Consider the following 16720-nt stretch of genomic DNA (forward strand, 5'->3'; position numbering starts at 1 on the left):
ACGGCTCTAGTTTGGCGGCATTCGATTCATCGGGGATATCGGGTGCGCAAGCCTGTCTCGTTCGACACCACATTTGATGCCGCCAGTGCGATTGCCGACGAATTGCCGGTGAAGATCAAGACATGCGCCGATTTCGTCGGCGAGTTCGCGCGGCACCCGACCGACATCGACGACGAACGCTTCCTTGTCGAAAACGAGCGCTTCCAGGGCTTTTCCGCCGACGCCAGGAACCTGGCGGAGCTGCTTGCCGAACTGGTGGCGACGCTGGATGCGATGACCGTCAAGGTGTCGTCCGATCTCGACAGTTTCCGGGGCCTGACGGCGACCGAGCGGTTCATCGGGCATTTCTCGCGCCAGCGCATGTGGCGGCGCCACAGCAGCCGCGTGCGGGCAGCGCCCGTGGTCGAGCGGCTGCGCGACCTGATGGTCAAGTCCGACAGCGTCGCCGGGCTGATCACGCGTCACCGCGCGGTCGTGGTCACCGCCCACAAGGAGGCCGAGGGCCGGCTGGTCGATATCGTCGAGCGCCGGCGCCGGCTGGTCGACGACATCGACATCGCCCGCATCCGCATCAAGGAGCTCAACGCCAAGGCGCTGACGACGCAGGGGCGGATCGGCGTCTACGGCAGCAAGGCCGAGTGGCAGCGGATGGAGGAGGAGCGCCAGGCGCTGAAGGCGCAGGCGGACGAAATCTCCACCCGCGAGCACGAGCTGCGCGACGAGAGCCAGCGGCGCGAGCGCTTCATCGGGATCTTCCAGCTGCTGGTCGACGGGCTCAACACCGAGATCGGCCAGTGCAACACGCTGATGCGCAAGCTGATGATCGATACGGAAGAGCGTCTTCTGATATATCAGGCCCAGGTCGATACCGATATTCCCGGCTCGAAGGTGAAGATCTCGTCGGAACTGTTTCCCAGCATTGCCGACGCCATCGTGCTGTTCGAACGCGACATGCTGCTGCCGCAGGAGATAGAGCATCGCAAGCGGACGGCGGACGCGCAGTTCGGCAAGAGATTTCCGCTTTACGCCCACCAAAATGAAGATGCGTCGGGCGCGCCGCTGATCGACACGACGAACATGTCGGGGAAGCTGCGCTTGCGGATGCCGCGTCTCTAGACGTGCCCGTCTTCAGGATCGGCGGAAGAAACAATAGTAACAGCAGGATGTTGCCGTTTGAGATGTGGATGCATATCTGAGAGCGGGTAAAACACGCGCTTTGGGCTGCAGAAGGGAATAGTCGATGCTTGACGGAATCTCCGGTTTTTTCAGATCGATCGGCCGGGCGATTGGTCGTTGGGCGCGGCTTTTCGTGGCCTGGGCGTTCTGGCCCTTCCTCGCGGCGCGGGGCTGGTATGTCGAGCGAAGCTGGCTGGTCCGGCTTCCCGTCATCGGTATCCTGGTGCTGCTCGTCCTGCTCTATGGCTATTTCATCGTGCAGACGCAATCGTGGACCGGCTTCAATCCGTCCTTCGTCGACCAGTACAAGCTCGCCGAGCGCAAGGTTCCCGCCGGCCAGGAAATCCCGGCCGCTGACGGCGCGAGCGCGCCGGCGACAAAGACCTGCCAGCGCGCGGCGATCGTCGATGTCGTCGCCGATCTCACCGATTTCAACGTCAACCAGAACGCATGGATCTCCTCCATGCTGCTCTATCGCCTCGGCTTCTTCGGGATCGACTGGGACAACACGCCGTTCCTCGACAACAAGGCCTCGTTCCAGCGCGGCGTGAACCAGGCGGTGCGTCGCACCTCCGTCGAGCTGGTCGATACGCTGGGGCGCGTGCGCGGCACGTCCGGCATCAACAGCGACCTGCAGGATGCGCGCGGCAAGCTGCAGTTCGACGAGTTCAGCTGGTATTTCGGGGTCAATCCGTTCGGCCCGAAGACGCCGACGCCGAGCTACTATCGCTCGGCGATCAACAGCCTTCGCAAGTTCAACACGGACCTGTCCAACTGCAACGCCGTGTTCGACACCCGCGCCGACAATCTCATCCAGTTCATCGACCGTATCGCCAACGATCTCGGCGCGACATCCGACATGCTGGCGGAGCGTTCGGCCAACTCCGCGAGCGGCTGGTTCGATACCCGCGCCGACGATCGCTTCTGGTTCGCCTATGGCCAGCTCTACGGCTACTACGCCATTCTGGCCGCCGCCCAATCGGACTTTTCGCGGGTGATCGCGGAGCGCAATCTCGGCGCGCTCTACGGCGTGACCAACGCCCAGTTCCAGGCGGCGCTGCGCATCCAGCCGGCGATCATTTCGAACGGCCGCGAGGACGGCTGGATCATGCCCAGCCATCTGGCGACGATGGGCTTCTATATTCTGAGAGTGCGCTCGAACCTGGTGGAGATGCGCGCGGTGCTCGGCCGATAAGGGCGAGCCTTGCCGCGCCGTCTCCGGTGGCGCGGCGTCAGTTGATCAGCTTGTAGCGGATCGCCTTGGCGACCAGCTGGGTGCGGTTGACGCAATCGAGCTTCTTGATGGCGCTGGTCATGTAGGCGTTGACCGTGTGGTCGGAGAGCGACAGGATCTGCCCGATCTCGATCGAGGTCTTGCCCTGCGACGTCCAGCGCACGACTTCGCGCTCGCGCGCCGACAAGGGCGGGTGGTCGCTGCTCTTGGCGGACTTGACGAGATTAAAGGCGTCCAGCAGGTGCAGCAGGATCATGCTCACTTCGTTGATCTCCGTCTGTCCAAGCGGCGCGCGCGTGCCCGACAGCCAGAACAGCAAACGGTGACCGTCCGCGGAATGCATGGGAACGGCGACGCCCGCCCGCATGTCGTGGGCGCTCTTCAGCTCCTCCAGTTCCGGCGGGAACATGTTGGAGCCATCGCGCAGGTTCCAGGAGCGGGGCAGGGCAGAGCCCGACATGCCGGTCGAAAACATTGGAAGCTGCATGAAGCGGGCGCGATCGAAGCCGCTGACGTAGGCGGCCGGAAGATTGGTTTCGATCAACAGCGACTTCAGAAGAAAACTTTCGGGCGTCGGTGCGTCCATCAGCGTCGCGTATTTGAAGCCGAAAGCTTCGGCGGTACGAAACATTGCCTGGGCGAATGCCGGTCTAGTTTTCACTGCTGTAATTTCAGCCGTCAATACTGACTGCCTCTCCGAGGTAGCTATGTAAGACATCAATCAATTCCCGCCCGCCTGCAACTTGAGCCATAAGATCGGCTATCTGATATATTTGCTAGCCAGAATTTGTGCGGCGCACTGCTATTAGATTAATGTGTTATAATTTAAACACTAAAAATCTTCCATCGGTTGTTATTAGCAAATATTAAAACAACTATATATGGTTTTCGCGCTGTCGGGCGCAGGAATTTTGTTCAATAGCAAATCACAAGGGTATTATCTGCCTTGCGCGATATGTCGCAGGCGGCAAGGCCGCCCGCGAATCAGTCGTCGTCAGACCTTCGAACTGTCCTTGCTTTTCCGCATCAACTGCTCGAGGAAACCGAGCATGACGGCGGAGACGACGAAGGCCATGTGCATGATGGTCAGCCACATGATCTTGCTGTCGGTGAACTGCTCCGAATTCAGGAAAACCTGCAGGAGATGGATCGACGAGATGGCGACGATCGACGAGGCGACCTTGATCTTGAGGCTGCCGGCATCGAGCTTGCCGATGAAGGATACGTCGGCCTCGCTTTCGTCGAAGCGGCTGACGAAATTCTCGTAGCCCGAGATCATCACCATAACGATCAGGCTGGCGACCAGCGCCGCGTCGATGAGGCCGAGCATGGCCAGGATCATTTCACCTTCGTCATAGGTAAAGACGTTGGAGGCGACCTTCAGGAACTTGTAGCCGAAGGACACGGCGTAGACCGCCAGCGAAAGCGCCAGGCCAAGATAGAAGACGACGAGAATCCAGCGGCTGGAAAGAATGATGCGCTCGACGATGAGCTCGAGTGATTTCATGGTTTATCCCCGTAAGTGCTAAATCAACGCCTGGTGATAGAGGCTGCGGGTGTCCGTGCGCAACGGGCGGGGTCGCAAACTTTCGGTATATTTCACCAGGCCATTGGCATAAACGTGACGTTCGAACGACGAAAAGGTCCGGGGGCGGCATGGCTGAGTATAAAACCGACATCGAGATCGCGCGCGCCGTGGTGAAAAAGCCGATCTACGAGATCGGTGACAGGCTCGGAATTCCGGCGGCTCAGCTCTCGCCCTATGGGCACGACAAGGCGAAGATCAGCGCCGAATTCACCACCGCGCAGGCGGGCAAGCCAGACGGCAAGCTTATTCTCGTCACCGCCATCAATCCGACGCCTGCCGGCGAGGGCAAGACGACCACGACCGTCGGGCTCGGCGACGGGCTGAACCGGATCGGAAAGAAGGCCGTCATCTGCGTGCGCGAGCCCTCGCTCGGGCCGTGCTTCGGGGTCAAGGGCGGGGCGGCCGGCGGCGGATATGCGCAGGTCGTGCCGATGGAGGATATCAACCTCCATTTCACCGGCGATTTCCACGCGATCACGGCGGCCCATAACCTGCTTTCGGCGATGATCGACAACCACATCTACTGGGGCAACGCGCTCGATATCGACGTGCGCCGTATCACCTGGCGGCGCGTGATGGACATGAACGACCGGGCGCTGCGCGAGATCGTCGCCTCGCTCGGCGGCATCTCCAACGGCTTTCCGCGCGAGAGCGGCTTCGACATCACGGTCGCCTCGGAGGTGATGGCGATCCTGTGCCTGGCCTCCGATCTTCAGGACCTTGAAGAGCGCCTCGGCAACATCATCATCGGCTACCGTTTCGACAAGACAGCGGTTTTCGCGCGCGACCTGAAGGCGGACGGCGCCATGGCCGTGCTTCTCAAGGATGCGATGCAGCCGAACCTGGTGCAGACGCTGGAAAACAATCCGGCGCTGGTGCATGGCGGCCCGTTCGCCAACATCGCCCACGGGTGCAACTCCGTCATCGCCACCAGGACGGCGCTGAAGCTTGCCGACTACGTGGTGACGGAGGCCGGGTTCGGCGCGGATCTCGGAGCGGAGAAGTTCTTCGACATCAAGTGCCGCAAGGCCGGGCTGAAGCCCGATGCGGCGGTGATCGTGGCGACCGTGCGCGCGCTGAAGATGAATGGCGGTGTCGGCAAGGGCGATCTCGGACGCGAGGATGTCGGCGCAGTGACGCGCGGCTGTTCCAACCTCGGCCGCCATGTCGCCAATGTGCGCAAGTTCGGCGTGCCGGTCGTGGTCGCCATCAATCACTTCGTTTCCGACACGGATGCCGAGGTGCAGGCGGTGAAGGCCTATGTCGCGCATCTCGGCGCCGAGGCGATCGTCTGCCGGCACTGGGCGGAAGGGTCTGCCGGTATCGAGGAACTGGCGTGGAAGGTGGTGGAGATGGCGGAATCGGGCGATGCCAGGTTCGCGCCGATCTATCCCGACGCCATGCCGCTGATCGAGAAGATCGAGGAAGTGGCCGCCCAGATATATCATGCCAGCGAGGTGAGCGTGCCGAAGACGGTGCGCGACCAGTTGAAGGTCTGGGAAGAGCAGGGCTATGGCCATCTGCCGGTTTGTATCGCCAAGACGCAATATTCGTTCTCGACCGACCCGAACCTGCGCGGCGCGCCAGAGGGGCATGTGGTTTCGGTGCGCGAGGTCAGGCTGTCGGCGGGCGCCGGCTTCGTCGTCGTCATCACCGGCGAGATCATGACCATGCCCGGCCTGCCGAAATCGCCTGCCGCCGAGCGCATCCATCTCAACGAAGAAGGCGCGATCGAGGGGCTGTTCTGACCTTCCGCCTGGATTGAAGACGCTCGGATTCCGATTCACGTCGTCCCGGCAAGCCACTGACATGTCTCGATTTTCACCGGCAGTAGCGGTAGCCGCCATTGCGTTGCAGGACGTCGAGATGGAAGTGCTTCTCGTGGGCGGCGTCGCTTTCGGGATCGAGCACGGTGGTGAAATACAGACAGCCGGCGGCGCTGACTGCGCGCTGGAAGGCGCCGATCAGGGTCAGATCCTCGCGCCTCGGCTTGACCGCGACACCCTCGCCCTTCTCGAAGCCGAAGCTGGCGATATCGACGGCGTTGCCGCGCGCGTGTTCGGAAATCTTGCCGGTTTCGGCGCTGTTGCGCAGGCGGCAGATATAGGTCGAGGCCTGGTTGATGGTGGTGATGCGGCCCTGATTGGGGGCGGCGACGGCGGCCGCCGGGACCACCGTCTGCTTCATCCAGCGGGCAAGCGCCAGCGCGGCCGGGCAGCGCATGACGCCATCCGGCTTCAGCTTGATGCCGGGCAGGGCTTCACTGACCTTGATCGGCTTGTCGATGCCGCAGCCGTTGCCGTCGTCGATGCGGTCGAGATCGGTGAAGACGACGCCAAGGCTCTCCAGTTCGTTGACGCATGCCGAGTGGTCGGCATCGCTTTCCGGCTCGATCGTCAGGTTCTGCGCCTCGAGCGTCTGCTTTTCGGGCAGGTTCGGTCCCTGTACCTCGCGCTTGGGGACCTCGCCCTTGGTGACGTCGCTCTTGGAGGGGGCGGCGTCCTTGCTCGTCGTGTCGGAGGAGGGCTGTTCGCCTTCGGTGGTGTTCGCGCCGGGCTTCGACATGTCAGACTTCGACGTGTCGGGCTTCGCGTCTGACTCGTTACGGTCGGGCTCATCGGTGTCGGGTTTGGGAAGCGGCTTGGGCGCGACCTCAACTTTCGCCGGGTCCTCGGACTGCTGTTCCAAAGGCTTGTCGCCGGGTTTCACTTCGGGTCTCGGACCGGTCTGGGGCAGGCCGGCGCCGGTCAAGATGATGAGGCATAACAGTGCTGTCGCGATCTGGCCCGTCTTGTTCACGCTTCCATCCATCGTTTCATGCCCAGCGGGATAACAACGTATGGGAGCGGATTTCGTTGCAATTTCGCAACGTTGATCGCCATGATTAAAACATGACTGCTTATATCATGATATGTGGGCGGAATATATTGACAACCATACTCATGTTTTTTATGCGGCAAGAAGTAGGCGGAATTCTTCGCCGAGACACCTAGCCAGCCCCTCCAAGCGCGGATGCGCGACGACCAGCCAGCCCGGTACTTTTTTCATTGAGGGGTTGATTATGGTTATCCGACATTGGCGCGCGGCGCTTTTGGTGGGCACGGCGTTCGTTCTTGCCGGTCCGGTCTCGCAGACGCTGGCGCAGAGCGCGCAGACGACGACGCCGGCCGCGACGAGCGACGGCGAAACGACGCTGCAGAAGATCGTGGTGAAGGGCAAGCGGGTCTCCGCCGCGCCGGAGCCGGGCAGCGTCACCGACACGCCGCTCGCCACCGAGACGACAGCCGCCGAGATCGAGAACAAGCAGATCACCAGCATCAGCGATCTTGGCCGCATCGCCGAGCCGGGCGTCAACTTCAACCGCAGCACGGGTGGCGTCAACATTCGCGGCCTCGAGGGCAGCCGCGTGCTGACGACCGTCGACGGCATTCCGCTGACCTTCCTTTCGGATGCGACGCGCAGCGCCACGGGTGGCGTCGATACCTTCGATTTCTCGTCGCTTTCGGCCGTCGACGTCCTGCGTGGCGCCGATTCCAGCCGTGCCGGGGGCGGCGCGCTCGGCGGTGTTCTCGCCGTGCGCACGCTGGAGCCGGAAGACCTGATCGAGGAAGGCCGGGACTGGGGCGGCATCGTCAAGTACACCTACGACAGCTCCGACCGCAGCTCCGCGCCATCCGCGGCGATCGCCAAGCGCATCGAGAACACCTCGATCATGTTCCAGGGCGGCTACAAGGCCGGCAAGCAGACCGACAGCCAGGGAACCGTCGATACCTACGGTGCGACCCGCACGGCCCCCAACCCTTCCGACTATCAGCAGCACAACCTGCTGTTCAAGCTGCGCCAGCAGCTCGAAGGCGGCCACACGATCGGCCTGACGGCGGAGAGCTACCGCAAGGATCGCGATACCGACGCGAAGACGAACCAGACACTGACCGGCAACTACCGTCCGGGCAATTACGAAACCAACGACGCCACCGCGCGCGATCGCGTTTCGCTGGACTACAAGTTCCAGTCCGAGAGCGACGACAGCCTCGTGGATTCCGCCTGGGCTTCGCTCTACTGGCAGGATCAGACGCGCGGCACCGGATATACCGGCTACCGCTCGACATCGGTCGTCGGCCCGATCGGTCGCCTGAACGAGTATAACGAACGCACGATCGGTCTCGTCGGCGCGCTGGAAAAGAACGTCGATACCGGTTACCTCGACCACAATTTCGTCTTCGGCTTCGACATTGCCCGCAGCATCGACGAGCAGTATTCGTCGGGTTACGACAGATGCCCGGCACCGCTTGCGAACGGCTCTTATCCGGCCGGATACACCGCGTGCGCCAACCTGCATACCAACCAGGCCGATACGCCGAAGGTGGACAGCGGTCGGATCGGCCTCTATGTCGACGACAAGATCAATTTTGGCGATACAGGCTTCTCGGTTACGCCCGGCGTGCGCTTCGACTGGGTGAAGCATGATCCGAAGATGACCGATGCCTTCGCCGAGAACGCCAATAACCCGGCGCTGCCGAACAGCTTCGATGACACGGCGATATCGCCGAAGGTCCGGCTGGAGCAGGAAGTCAACGACCAGGTTCTGCTCTACGGCCAGTGGGCGATGGGCTTCCGCGCGCCGACGGCCGGTGAACTCTACAGCAACTTCGGCGGACCGGGCACCTACCTGCGTATCGGCAACCCCAACCTGAAGTCGGAAACCAGCAATGGTTTCGAAGTCGGCGCCAAGCTCGGCGACGATGAATTCGGCGGCCGCGTCAACCTGTTCTACAACCGCTACCGTAACTTCATCGACACGACGAGCGTGAACGCCGCTCAGGCAGCCGCTCTCGGCTACAACCTGGCACAGTATCCGCAGGGCATCACGACCTACAACAATGTCGCCAACGCCGAGATCTACGGTACCGAAGTCTCCGTTCACAAGCGGTTTTCGAACGGCTTCCGCGCTCTGGCCGGCTTGGCCTACGCGGAGGGCAACAACCTCGACACGAATACGTTCCTGCAGTCGGTCGCGCCGCTCAAGGCCGTGATCAGCGTCGGATACGACACCGAGACCTGGGGTGTCGGCCTGGATTGGACCGGCGTCAAGCGTGCGCGTGGCCAGACCATCGGAACCGCGACGTCGATGAGCTACTTCAGCACGCCGGGCTACGGCATCGTCGACCTGACCGCCTGGTGGGAGCCCGAGCAGATCAAGGGCCTGAAGATCAACGCCGGCATCTACAATGTCTTCGACAAGACCTATTACGACTACGCCTCGGTGCGTAACGGTGGTTCGCAGCCTCGCGAATACTACTCCGAGCCGGGCCGTACCTTCAAAATCTCGCTCACGCAGCGCTTCTGACACGATCGAAAGGGCGGCCTCCGGGTCGCCCTTTTTCGTTGCCGCATTCGCCTCTTGCGCTCTCCTTGAACTCACGCTAACAATTCCGCCCATGAACATGTCCTTGAACATTGCAATCTGGTGGTGGGCTCGCTGAGGCGGCCTCGACCAATCGTGTCCAAAGACGACGATGAGCCGCCCGGAAAACACCAGGCGGCTTTTTTTGTTTTTAAGGCCGCCTGTCATCCGGGCCGATAACGGAGTGAAGCAATGGTAACGATCATCAGGGATGACGGAGCGGAGATTTACGAGACCAAGGGTGGCATCACGGTCACGCGGCAGCGCCGGGCGATCCCTTATGCCGACGCGGTCTCCTCCTATATCGACAAGCTCGACGAGCGCCGCGGGGCGGTATTCTCGTCGAACTACGAATATCCGGGCCGCTACACGCGCTGGGATACGGCCGTGGTCGATCCGCCGCTCGGCATTTCCTGCAACGGCCGCAAGGTCTGGATCGACGCCTATAACGAGCGCGGCGAGGTCATTCTCGGCTTCGTCACCGAGCGGCTGAAGACGATCTCCGAACTGGAACTGGGTGCGGCGACCAGGCGGCGGCTCGATCTCACCGTCAAGGCGCCGGACCGGGCGTTCACGGAAGAAGAGCGCTCGAAGATCCCGACCGTCTTCACCGTGCTGCGCGCCGTTACCGATCTCTTCTATTCGCAGGCCGACGCCAGCCTCGGCCTCTATGGCGCCTTCGGCTACGATCTCGCCTTCCAGTTCGACGCCATCAACCTGAAGCTGACGCGTCCCTCAGACCAGCGCGACATGGTGCTTTATCTCCCTGATGAAATTCTGGTCGTCGACAATTATTCGGCCAAGGCCTGGATCGACCGCTACGATTTCGAAAAGGGCGGGTTGACCACCGAGGGCAAGGCCGGCGACATCCCGGCCGAGCCGTTCCAGCGCACCGACACGATCCCGCCGAAAAGCGATCACCGCCCCGGCGAATATTCCGAGCTGGTGGTCAAGGCCAAGGAAAGCTTCCGCAAGGGTGATCTGTTCGAGGTCGTGCCCGGGCAGAAGTTCATGGAGCGCTGCGACAGCAAGCCTTCGGATATTTCCAAGCGGCTGAAGGCGATCAATCCGTCGCCCTATTCCTTCTTCATCAATCTCGGAAACCAGGAATATCTGGTCGGCGCATCGCCGGAGATGTTCGTGCGCGTGTCGGGCCGCCGCATCGAGACCTGCCCGATCTCGGGCACGATCAAGCGCGGCGAAGATCCGATCGCCGACTCGGAGCAGATCCTGAAGCTGCTCAACTCGAAGAAGGACGAATCCGAGCTCACCATGTGCTCTGATGTTGACCGCAACGACAAGAGCCGCGTCTGCGAGCCGGGTTCCGTCAAGGTCATCGGCCGCCGGCAGATCGAGATGTATTCGCGCCTCATCCACACGGTCGATCATATCGAGGGACGCCTGCGCGACGATATGGACGCCTTCGACGGCTTCCTCAGCCACGCCTGGGCCGTCACCGTGACCGGCGCGCCGAAGCTTTGGGCCATGCGCTTCATCGAAAGCCATGAGAAGAGCCCGCGCGCCTGGTATGGCGGGGCGATCGGCATGGTCGGTTTCAATGGCGACATGAACACGGGGCTGACGCTGCGCACCGTGCGTATCAAGGACGGGATCGCCGAAGTCAGGGCAGGGGCAACGCTCTTGAACGATTCCATCCCCGAGGAAGAAGAAGCCGAAACCGAACTGAAGGCATCCGCCATGCTCTCCGCCATCCGCGATGCCAAGGCCGGCAATACGGCCAAGGCCAGCCGCGACGTCGCCACCGTGGGCAAGGGCGTCAAGATCCTGCTGGTCGACCACGAAGACAGCTTCGTGCATACGCTCGCCAATTACTTCCGCCAGACGGGCGCCGAGGTTTCGACCGTGCGTTCGCCGGTGCCGGAGGAGATCTTCGATCGGCTCGATCCCGATCTCGTCGTGCTCTCGCCCGGCCCAGGGAACCCGAAGGATTTCGACTGCAAGGCGACGATCAAGAAGGCGCGCGCCCGTGACCTGCCGATCTTCGGCGTCTGCCTCGGCTTGCAGGCGATCGCCGAGGCCTATGGCGGCGAGCTCCGTCACCTGGCGCTTCCCATGCACGGCAAGCCATCGCGCATCCGCGTGCTGGAGCCGGGCCTGGTATTCTCAGGCCTCGGCAAGGAAGTCACCGTCGGCCGCTACCACTCGATCTTCGCCGACCCCTCGACCCTGCCGCGCGATTTCATCATCACGGCGGAGAGCGAGGACGGCACGATCATGGGTATCGAGCACGCCAAGGAGCCGATCGCGGCCGTGCAGTTCCACCCGGAATCGATCATGACGCTCGGCGGCGACGCCGGCATGCGGATGATCGAGAACGTGGTGGCGCATCTGTCTCGCAAGCGCGCGACGCGGGCGGCTTGAGGTCGGCTGCTAGTTGTTTGCTAGGTTGGTGGGTGTGATACCCCCCCTCTGCCCTGCCGGGCATCTCCCCCACAGGTGGGGAGATCGGCTGGGAGCGGCCGCTCGTTCAAACCTCAACGTCTGCGAAAACCTGACCACGAGTCGATCTCCCCCCTTGTGGGGGAGATGCCCGGCAGGGCAGAGGGGGGTAATCCTGGCGACAATGCCGGCGAAGTCCCCAGCCCCGCAGAAACCTCACCCCCGCCGCTGCACGATCTTCACATTCATCCGGCTGCGCAGCTTGAAACCCAGCTGCTCGTAGAGCGCGATCGCCGATGTATTGCTGGCATAGGCGTGCAGGAACACCTCTTCATCGCGCGCCGTGATTTCGCCGGCGACGAAGCGGAAGAGCAGGGTGCCGAGGCCGCGTTTCTGGAAATCGGGGTGGGTGCAGAGGCCGCTCAGTTCGGAGAGGCCGGGATGGCGCATGCGCTGGCCGGCCATGGCCGCAAGGCGGCCGTCGATCTTGACGCCCCAGAAGGTGCCGAGGCGCTGGGCGCCGAGCGTGAAGGGGCCGGGTTTCGTCAGCGTCGCCAGCGCCAGCATCTCCTCGGCATCGTCGGGTGTGAGCGGCTCGATGCTCATGTCTTCGATGCGTTCATATGGCCGGCCGCCGATCATCTGCACCAGCGTGCTTTCGATCAGCACATCGTGGCCATCAGGCACGGTGATTGGGTCGGCCTCGACCAGCGCCATGATCTCGCCCGGCGCGGTGAGGGCCGCCAGCGCTTCCAGGCTCTCGGGCGTGTCGTCGCGGGGCGCGGCGAAGGGGACGATGGAGGTCGGATAACGCATCGCAAGCGGGCCGCCTTCAGCGAGATCGGCATGAACGGTCAGAAGCGCGTTCCAGGCGGGGCGGTCGAGGCTGTGGGTCACTGGTGGTCTCCTGCCTGATTGCGTTGCTGGCGTATCCGGGACGCAGGCCGGTCCGACGCAATAATTCCTTCACTCAATTTAGAGCCGTTTGACGGTCAATGCCATGATGCCGATCGCTTCAATTTCCGCTCTTTGGGTCTGTTGGGAAGGATCGCGGCTCGGTTTGCCAGGGCTGAGGGGGGTAACGCAGCCTCGACCCATGCTTTCACCCGCCCAGACCATTGACATCCGCCCTCAAATCAGAACGTTTCAGGAACGATCAATCGGGAATCCTGCGCGTGTCCACTGGTGAAAAGTTTATCGTGATCCCTTACCGCAGCAATCGCGGCAAGCTGGTGCCCGGCGAGATGCGGCAGGCGTCGAACCCGATCAGCGCGGAGAAGATCGCGTCCGCCATGGCGGAGCGCTTCGCGGGCGTGGCGGCCTATGCGATCACCGTCGACGAGGAGACCGGCGACATGCTGTCGCCACGGCTGCTGGCCCAGTTCGGCGAGATCGCCGATCTCAATCCGTAGAGCCCGCGCGATGGAGACCTCGCTCTATCCGCCGGTGAAGGCCTTTCTGGAGGCGGCCGGCTATGTCGTGAAGGGGGAGGTCGCGAGCTGCGATGTCGTGGGGCTGAGCGACGGCGAACCGCCGGTCGTTGTCGTCTGCGAATTGAAGATGTCGTTCAATCTCGAGCTTATCCTGCAGGCCGTCGACCGGGCGGCGATGGCCGATGAAGTCTGGATCGCGGCGAAGGTCTCGGCCAAGGGCCGGGGGCGGGAGGCGGACAGGCGCTACCGCGATCTCTGCCGGCGGATGGGGATCGGCATGCTGGGGATATCCGATACCGGCGAGGTCAGCGTCATCGTCAGCTCCGTATCGCCGATGCCGAGGACCAACCCGAAGCGGCGCACACGGCTTGTCAGGGAGCATCGGAAAAGACAAGGCGATCCGGCGCTCGGTGGCGCCACGCGCTCGCCGATCATGACCGCCTACCGGCAACAGGCGCTGATCTGCGCCTCTGCGCTGCAACAGGGGTTGGCGCGGCCGCGCGACATGAAGACATGGGCGCCGCAGGCGGGCCGCATCCTGCTCGACAACGTCTATGGCTGGTTCGACCGGCAGGGAAAGGGCGTCTATGCGCTGAACGAGGCAGGCGAGGCGGCCTTGCTGCGCTGGCCGCAGACGGTGGTGGTTGGTGATGCGGGTGAGGGCGGGGAATAGCGGCGCGGCGCCGGTTCTGCTTCCGGCCCATTGCGAACATTTCCGCAATGGGCCGACAAAACGCGCACTACCACTTCACTCGCAGGCCTGCCGTGCCGCCGACAGTGTAGCTGTCGCCGACATTCTCCAGCGACGAGCGCGCGATCACCTCGCCATAGACCGACGTGCGGCCATCGTTCCAGCTATATTCACCGCCCAGCGTGATGCCAGCGGCCAGTCGGTCGTTCTCGCTTCCGAAGACGAGATCCGCCACGTTGACGGCGGAGCCATCGAGGAACTCGTAATAGAGATCGGCCGAGCCATAGAGCTTGGCATTTGCCGTCTTGCCATCGGCGCGCTGCCAGCTCGCGTCGTGATCCAGCGCCACGCCGATGCGACCATTCAGGCTGTCACCACGATCGAGCGAAACGGCGGCGCCGAAGCGATCGCGGAAGTCATTGAAGTTTACCGAGGAATAGACGAGCTGGGCCTGCGGGGTGATGGTCCATGCGCCCGAGGTCGCGAACCGCCGTCCGGTCTCGATGCTCAAGGCATAGCCGAAGCCGCTGTTACCATCAGTCAGGGAGCCGTCAAGCAGATCGGATTTCAGGTCGGTGTCGTAGAACGTCGCCTGGCTCTGGGCATCCGCGTAGAAGCCGTCCTCGCCATACCAGGTCAGTGTCGCGCCCACGCCGTATCCCAGCGTGTCGACCTTGCCGTTGCCATAGATCGAGCTGATGTCGCCCGAGATCGTGCCAAGGTGAGCGGAAACACCACCGATCAGGCGGCCACTATCGTTCTGGAACAGCTCGCCATCGACGCCACCCTCGGATTTCCAAAGGTTGTAGTCATAGCTGCCGCCGCTGGTGCTGAAACCGGGATCGACGCCACCATGCATGCCGCCGGTGCGGAACCAGACGCCATCGGGGCCGCTTGCCGCAACCGGATCGGTTGCCGTGCGCCAATAACGATCGCCGACGCGCTGCTTCAACGTGCCGAGCCCGTTCAGCGCCTGCAGCATTTCGGGATATGCTTCATAGATCGCGACGCCTGGCTGATAGAGCGGCGTGGTCGTGCCCAATGCCGGATCGAGAAGCACCGAGCGCAAATACCAGTCGCCATCGACCGGCGTTGAAACGCCGTTCTGGTAGAGGCGGTATGCATAGGCACCGCCGACGACGGCCTGCTCGCCATTGTAGACGTAGTCGCCGGCGAGCGTGAACGTGCCAGCGGAAATGCCGCCGACATCGATGATCTTGATACCCTCGACCGTCTGTGCACCGCTGCCACCAAGATTGGTGACACGGACGGTGCCGGTGCCGGCAGTATCGCCCGTGACGACGAGCCGATCGGTGGTGGACGCGTCACCCGCAAGCGCCGCGTCGATGGCAACGGTGCCGCCACCGCCGATGTAGTCGCCGGAGATGGTCAGTGTGCCGATGGGCGCTACGGTGCCGGAGTTCGTGACATTGCCGACGATGGTGCCACTGCCGCCGAGGGTGGCCCGGTTGTCGATGTTGCCGAGAATGCTGGCCGTCGTGCCGGCGTCGCCGACAAGCAGCGTGCCGTCATACACCGTCCAGTCCGTGGCGGACGTGGCCGCCCCGGTGAGAGTCCAAGTTCCGGTGCCCGTTTTCTCGAAGACGTCGAAGTTGCGATACTGATAGGCGAGCGTGTTGCCAACTTGTGAGATGTCGAAACTGTCGGTCCCGGACCCACCGAGGCGCAGTCTATCCGACACGGTGGCGCTTCCGATGACATAGCCGGTGATATCGGAGCCCTCGCGAAGCTCCAAGGTCAGGCTTGCTCCCGGACTTCCAATGCCAATGGCGTTGGTGGCACCAGCCCCGCCTCGAATAATTCCGCTGTTTACGATATAGGTATTGGCGATGGTGAAGGTGATCCCGTTGGAGCCGGTGCCGCCGATGATCGTGCCGTTGTTCTCGAGATAGGTTGCGCCAGTCGCGAGACGGACACCTGTTCCGCCACCTGAAGCCCCGGTGCCACCGATAATCGTGCCGTTGTTGATCAGTGACGCTGGGACAGCGGCTGTCGCGAATCCACCAAGATTCACGCCTATCCCGCCAGCGCTAGACGCGCTGTTGCCACCTTGGATCAGGCCGTTGTTTGTAATGGCCATGGCTCTCTGGGCAACAATTCCGCTGCCACCGCCGACGCCGGCCGATATGTCTTCACCGCCGGTCACCGTTCCATTGTTGACAAAGGTGCCTGTGCCAGCAAACGAGATACCCGAGCTGGTCGTAGCACTTCCATCGGCACCGCCGGTTATCGAGCCGTTATTGACGAAGTTCGTCGCCACGGTCGTGGCAGTGAAGTAGAATCCACGCTGTGCAGTGCCTCCAACCGCGGTGCCGGAAAAGACCAGCGCCTGGCCGTTGGAGCTCAGTGCCTGGAAGCCTGAAAGTGTAAAGCCCTGCGTGTCGATCGTGATTGGCTTCGAGGGCGATGGCATCACTCCGGTGGTTGCAAGGTTGCCCGTCAGCTTAATTGTCGCATTGGCATCGCCGTCGGCGTTGGCACCGGCAATGGCGCTGCTCAATTCCGCTTCGGTGCCGGCCGTATAGGTGGCGGCCAAAGCAGGAGAGAGCGTGGCACCAACACCTAGCGCCAAAACGCTCACCCCAGCAAAAAACACGGATTTTCGAGAATTCAGGATACCACGCACGCCGCCTACCTCGTCGCTATAAAGTTGTTTTTTAAAAACGAAATTTAGTTCGCGCGGATGTGTCGCCGGTTCGTGTGTCAATCGCAAGAAGGTAAATTAGGAATTCCGGGCCGCAGCCAACTTCACCGCGACTTCGTGTCTCTCCGG

Annotated in this window: 12 protein-coding genes; 7 read left to right on the plus strand and 5 right to left on the minus strand. The window is 62.4% G+C overall.

What is annotated here, in order from left to right; all coding sequences use genetic code 11:
* Positions 1-42: 42 nt before the first annotated feature.
* On the plus strand, positions 43-1116 hold the full coding sequence (locus tag P3R82_RS12955; RefSeq protein ID WP_283194130.1) for a hypothetical protein: 1074 nt from the start codon (positions 43-45) through the stop codon (positions 1114-1116).
* Positions 1117-1240: 124 nt separating this feature from the next.
* A complete protein-coding gene (locus P3R82_RS12960; RefSeq protein ID WP_283194131.1) occupies positions 1241-2371 on the plus strand; it encodes a DUF2333 family protein in 1131 nt (376 codons plus the stop codon).
* A gap of 37 nt (positions 2372-2408) precedes the next feature.
* Here P3R82_RS12960 and P3R82_RS12965 read toward each other — a convergent pair whose 3' ends face one another.
* Positions 2409-3128 (minus strand): LuxR family transcriptional regulator, encoded by a 720-nt coding sequence (locus tag P3R82_RS12965; protein ID WP_283194132.1) that lies wholly within the window; start codon positions 3126-3128, stop codon positions 2409-2411.
* 276 nt (positions 3129-3404) lie between these two features.
* Positions 3405-3917: a TIGR00645 family protein gene (locus P3R82_RS12970; RefSeq protein ID WP_283194133.1), complete on the minus strand. Its 513-nt coding sequence runs from the start codon at positions 3915-3917 to the stop codon at positions 3405-3407.
* 149 nt (positions 3918-4066) lie between these two features.
* Between P3R82_RS12970 and P3R82_RS12975 the strand changes: the two genes are divergently transcribed.
* A complete protein-coding gene (locus P3R82_RS12975; protein ID WP_283194134.1) occupies positions 4067-5746 on the plus strand; it encodes a formate--tetrahydrofolate ligase in 1680 nt (559 codons plus the stop codon).
* A 73-nt stretch (positions 5747-5819) separates the two neighbouring features.
* On the opposite strand, the gene P3R82_RS12980 is transcribed toward P3R82_RS12975, so the two are convergent.
* A complete protein-coding gene (locus tag P3R82_RS12980; protein WP_283194135.1) occupies positions 5820-6809 on the minus strand; it encodes an extensin family protein in 990 nt (329 codons plus the stop codon).
* 250 nt (positions 6810-7059) lie between these two features.
* Between P3R82_RS12980 and P3R82_RS12985 the strand changes: the two genes are divergently transcribed.
* Both P3R82_RS12985 and P3R82_RS12990 read left to right on the plus strand, forming a co-directional pair.
* The gene (locus P3R82_RS12985; protein WP_283194136.1) at positions 7060-9345 is read left to right on the plus strand and encodes a TonB-dependent hemoglobin/transferrin/lactoferrin family receptor; all 2286 of its coding nucleotides are present in this window, start codon (positions 7060-7062) and stop codon (positions 9343-9345) included.
* 249 nt (positions 9346-9594) lie between these two features.
* Positions 9595-11784, plus strand: coding sequence for an anthranilate synthase (locus P3R82_RS12990; RefSeq protein ID WP_283194137.1), 2190 nt, complete (start codon positions 9595-9597; stop codon positions 11782-11784).
* 234 nt (positions 11785-12018) lie between these two features.
* Here the strand turns inward: P3R82_RS12990 and P3R82_RS12995 are convergent, their stop codons facing one another.
* Positions 12019-12699: a GNAT family N-acetyltransferase gene (locus P3R82_RS12995; protein WP_283194138.1), complete on the minus strand. Its 681-nt coding sequence runs from the start codon at positions 12697-12699 to the stop codon at positions 12019-12021.
* Between the two features lie 278 nt (positions 12700-12977).
* Here P3R82_RS12995 and P3R82_RS13000 point away from each other — a divergent pair, with 278 nt between their 5' ends.
* Both P3R82_RS13000 and P3R82_RS13005 read left to right on the plus strand, forming a co-directional pair.
* A complete protein-coding gene (locus tag P3R82_RS13000) occupies positions 12978-13214 on the plus strand; it encodes a hypothetical protein (protein ID WP_183899375.1) in 237 nt (78 codons plus the stop codon).
* A gap of 10 nt (positions 13215-13224) precedes the next feature.
* Positions 13225-13908 carry a DUF2161 family putative PD-(D/E)XK-type phosphodiesterase gene (locus P3R82_RS13005; protein ID WP_283194139.1) on the plus strand — a complete coding sequence of 228 codons (684 nt, stop codon included), beginning with the start codon at positions 13225-13227 and terminating at the stop codon, positions 13906-13908.
* A gap of 67 nt (positions 13909-13975) precedes the next feature.
* Here the strand turns inward: P3R82_RS13005 and P3R82_RS13010 are convergent, their stop codons facing one another.
* Positions 13976-16519, minus strand: coding sequence for an autotransporter outer membrane beta-barrel domain-containing protein (locus P3R82_RS13010; RefSeq protein WP_283194140.1), 2544 nt, complete (start codon positions 16517-16519; stop codon positions 13976-13978).
* Positions 16520-16720 lie beyond the last annotated feature (201 nt).

This window comes from Rhizobium sp. AN80A, from assembly GCF_030053015.1.
Lineage (GTDB): Bacteria > Pseudomonadota > Alphaproteobacteria > Rhizobiales > Rhizobiaceae > Rhizobium > Rhizobium metallidurans.

Coding starts and splice junctions, on each gene's coding strand:
- P3R82_RS12960 (WP_283194131.1), top strand. CDS start 1,241: ATGCTTGACGGAATCTCCGGTTTTTTCAGATCGATCGGCCGGGCGATT.
- P3R82_RS12965 (WP_283194132.1), bottom strand. CDS start 3,128: ATGTCTTACATAGCTACCTCGGAGAGGCAGTCAGTATTGACGGCTGAA.
- P3R82_RS12970 (WP_283194133.1), bottom strand. CDS start 3,917: ATGAAATCACTCGAGCTCATCGTCGAGCGCATCATTCTTTCCAGCCGC.
- P3R82_RS12975 (WP_283194134.1), top strand. CDS start 4,067: ATGGCTGAGTATAAAACCGACATCGAGATCGCGCGCGCCGTGGTGAAA.
- P3R82_RS12980 (WP_283194135.1), bottom strand. CDS start 6,809: ATGGATGGAAGCGTGAACAAGACGGGCCAGATCGCGACAGCACTGTTA.
- P3R82_RS12985 (WP_283194136.1), top strand. CDS start 7,060: ATGGTTATCCGACATTGGCGCGCGGCGCTTTTGGTGGGCACGGCGTTC.
- P3R82_RS12990 (WP_283194137.1), top strand. CDS start 9,595: ATGGTAACGATCATCAGGGATGACGGAGCGGAGATTTACGAGACCAAG.
- P3R82_RS13005 (WP_283194139.1), top strand. CDS start 13,225: ATGGAGACCTCGCTCTATCCGCCGGTGAAGGCCTTTCTGGAGGCGGCC.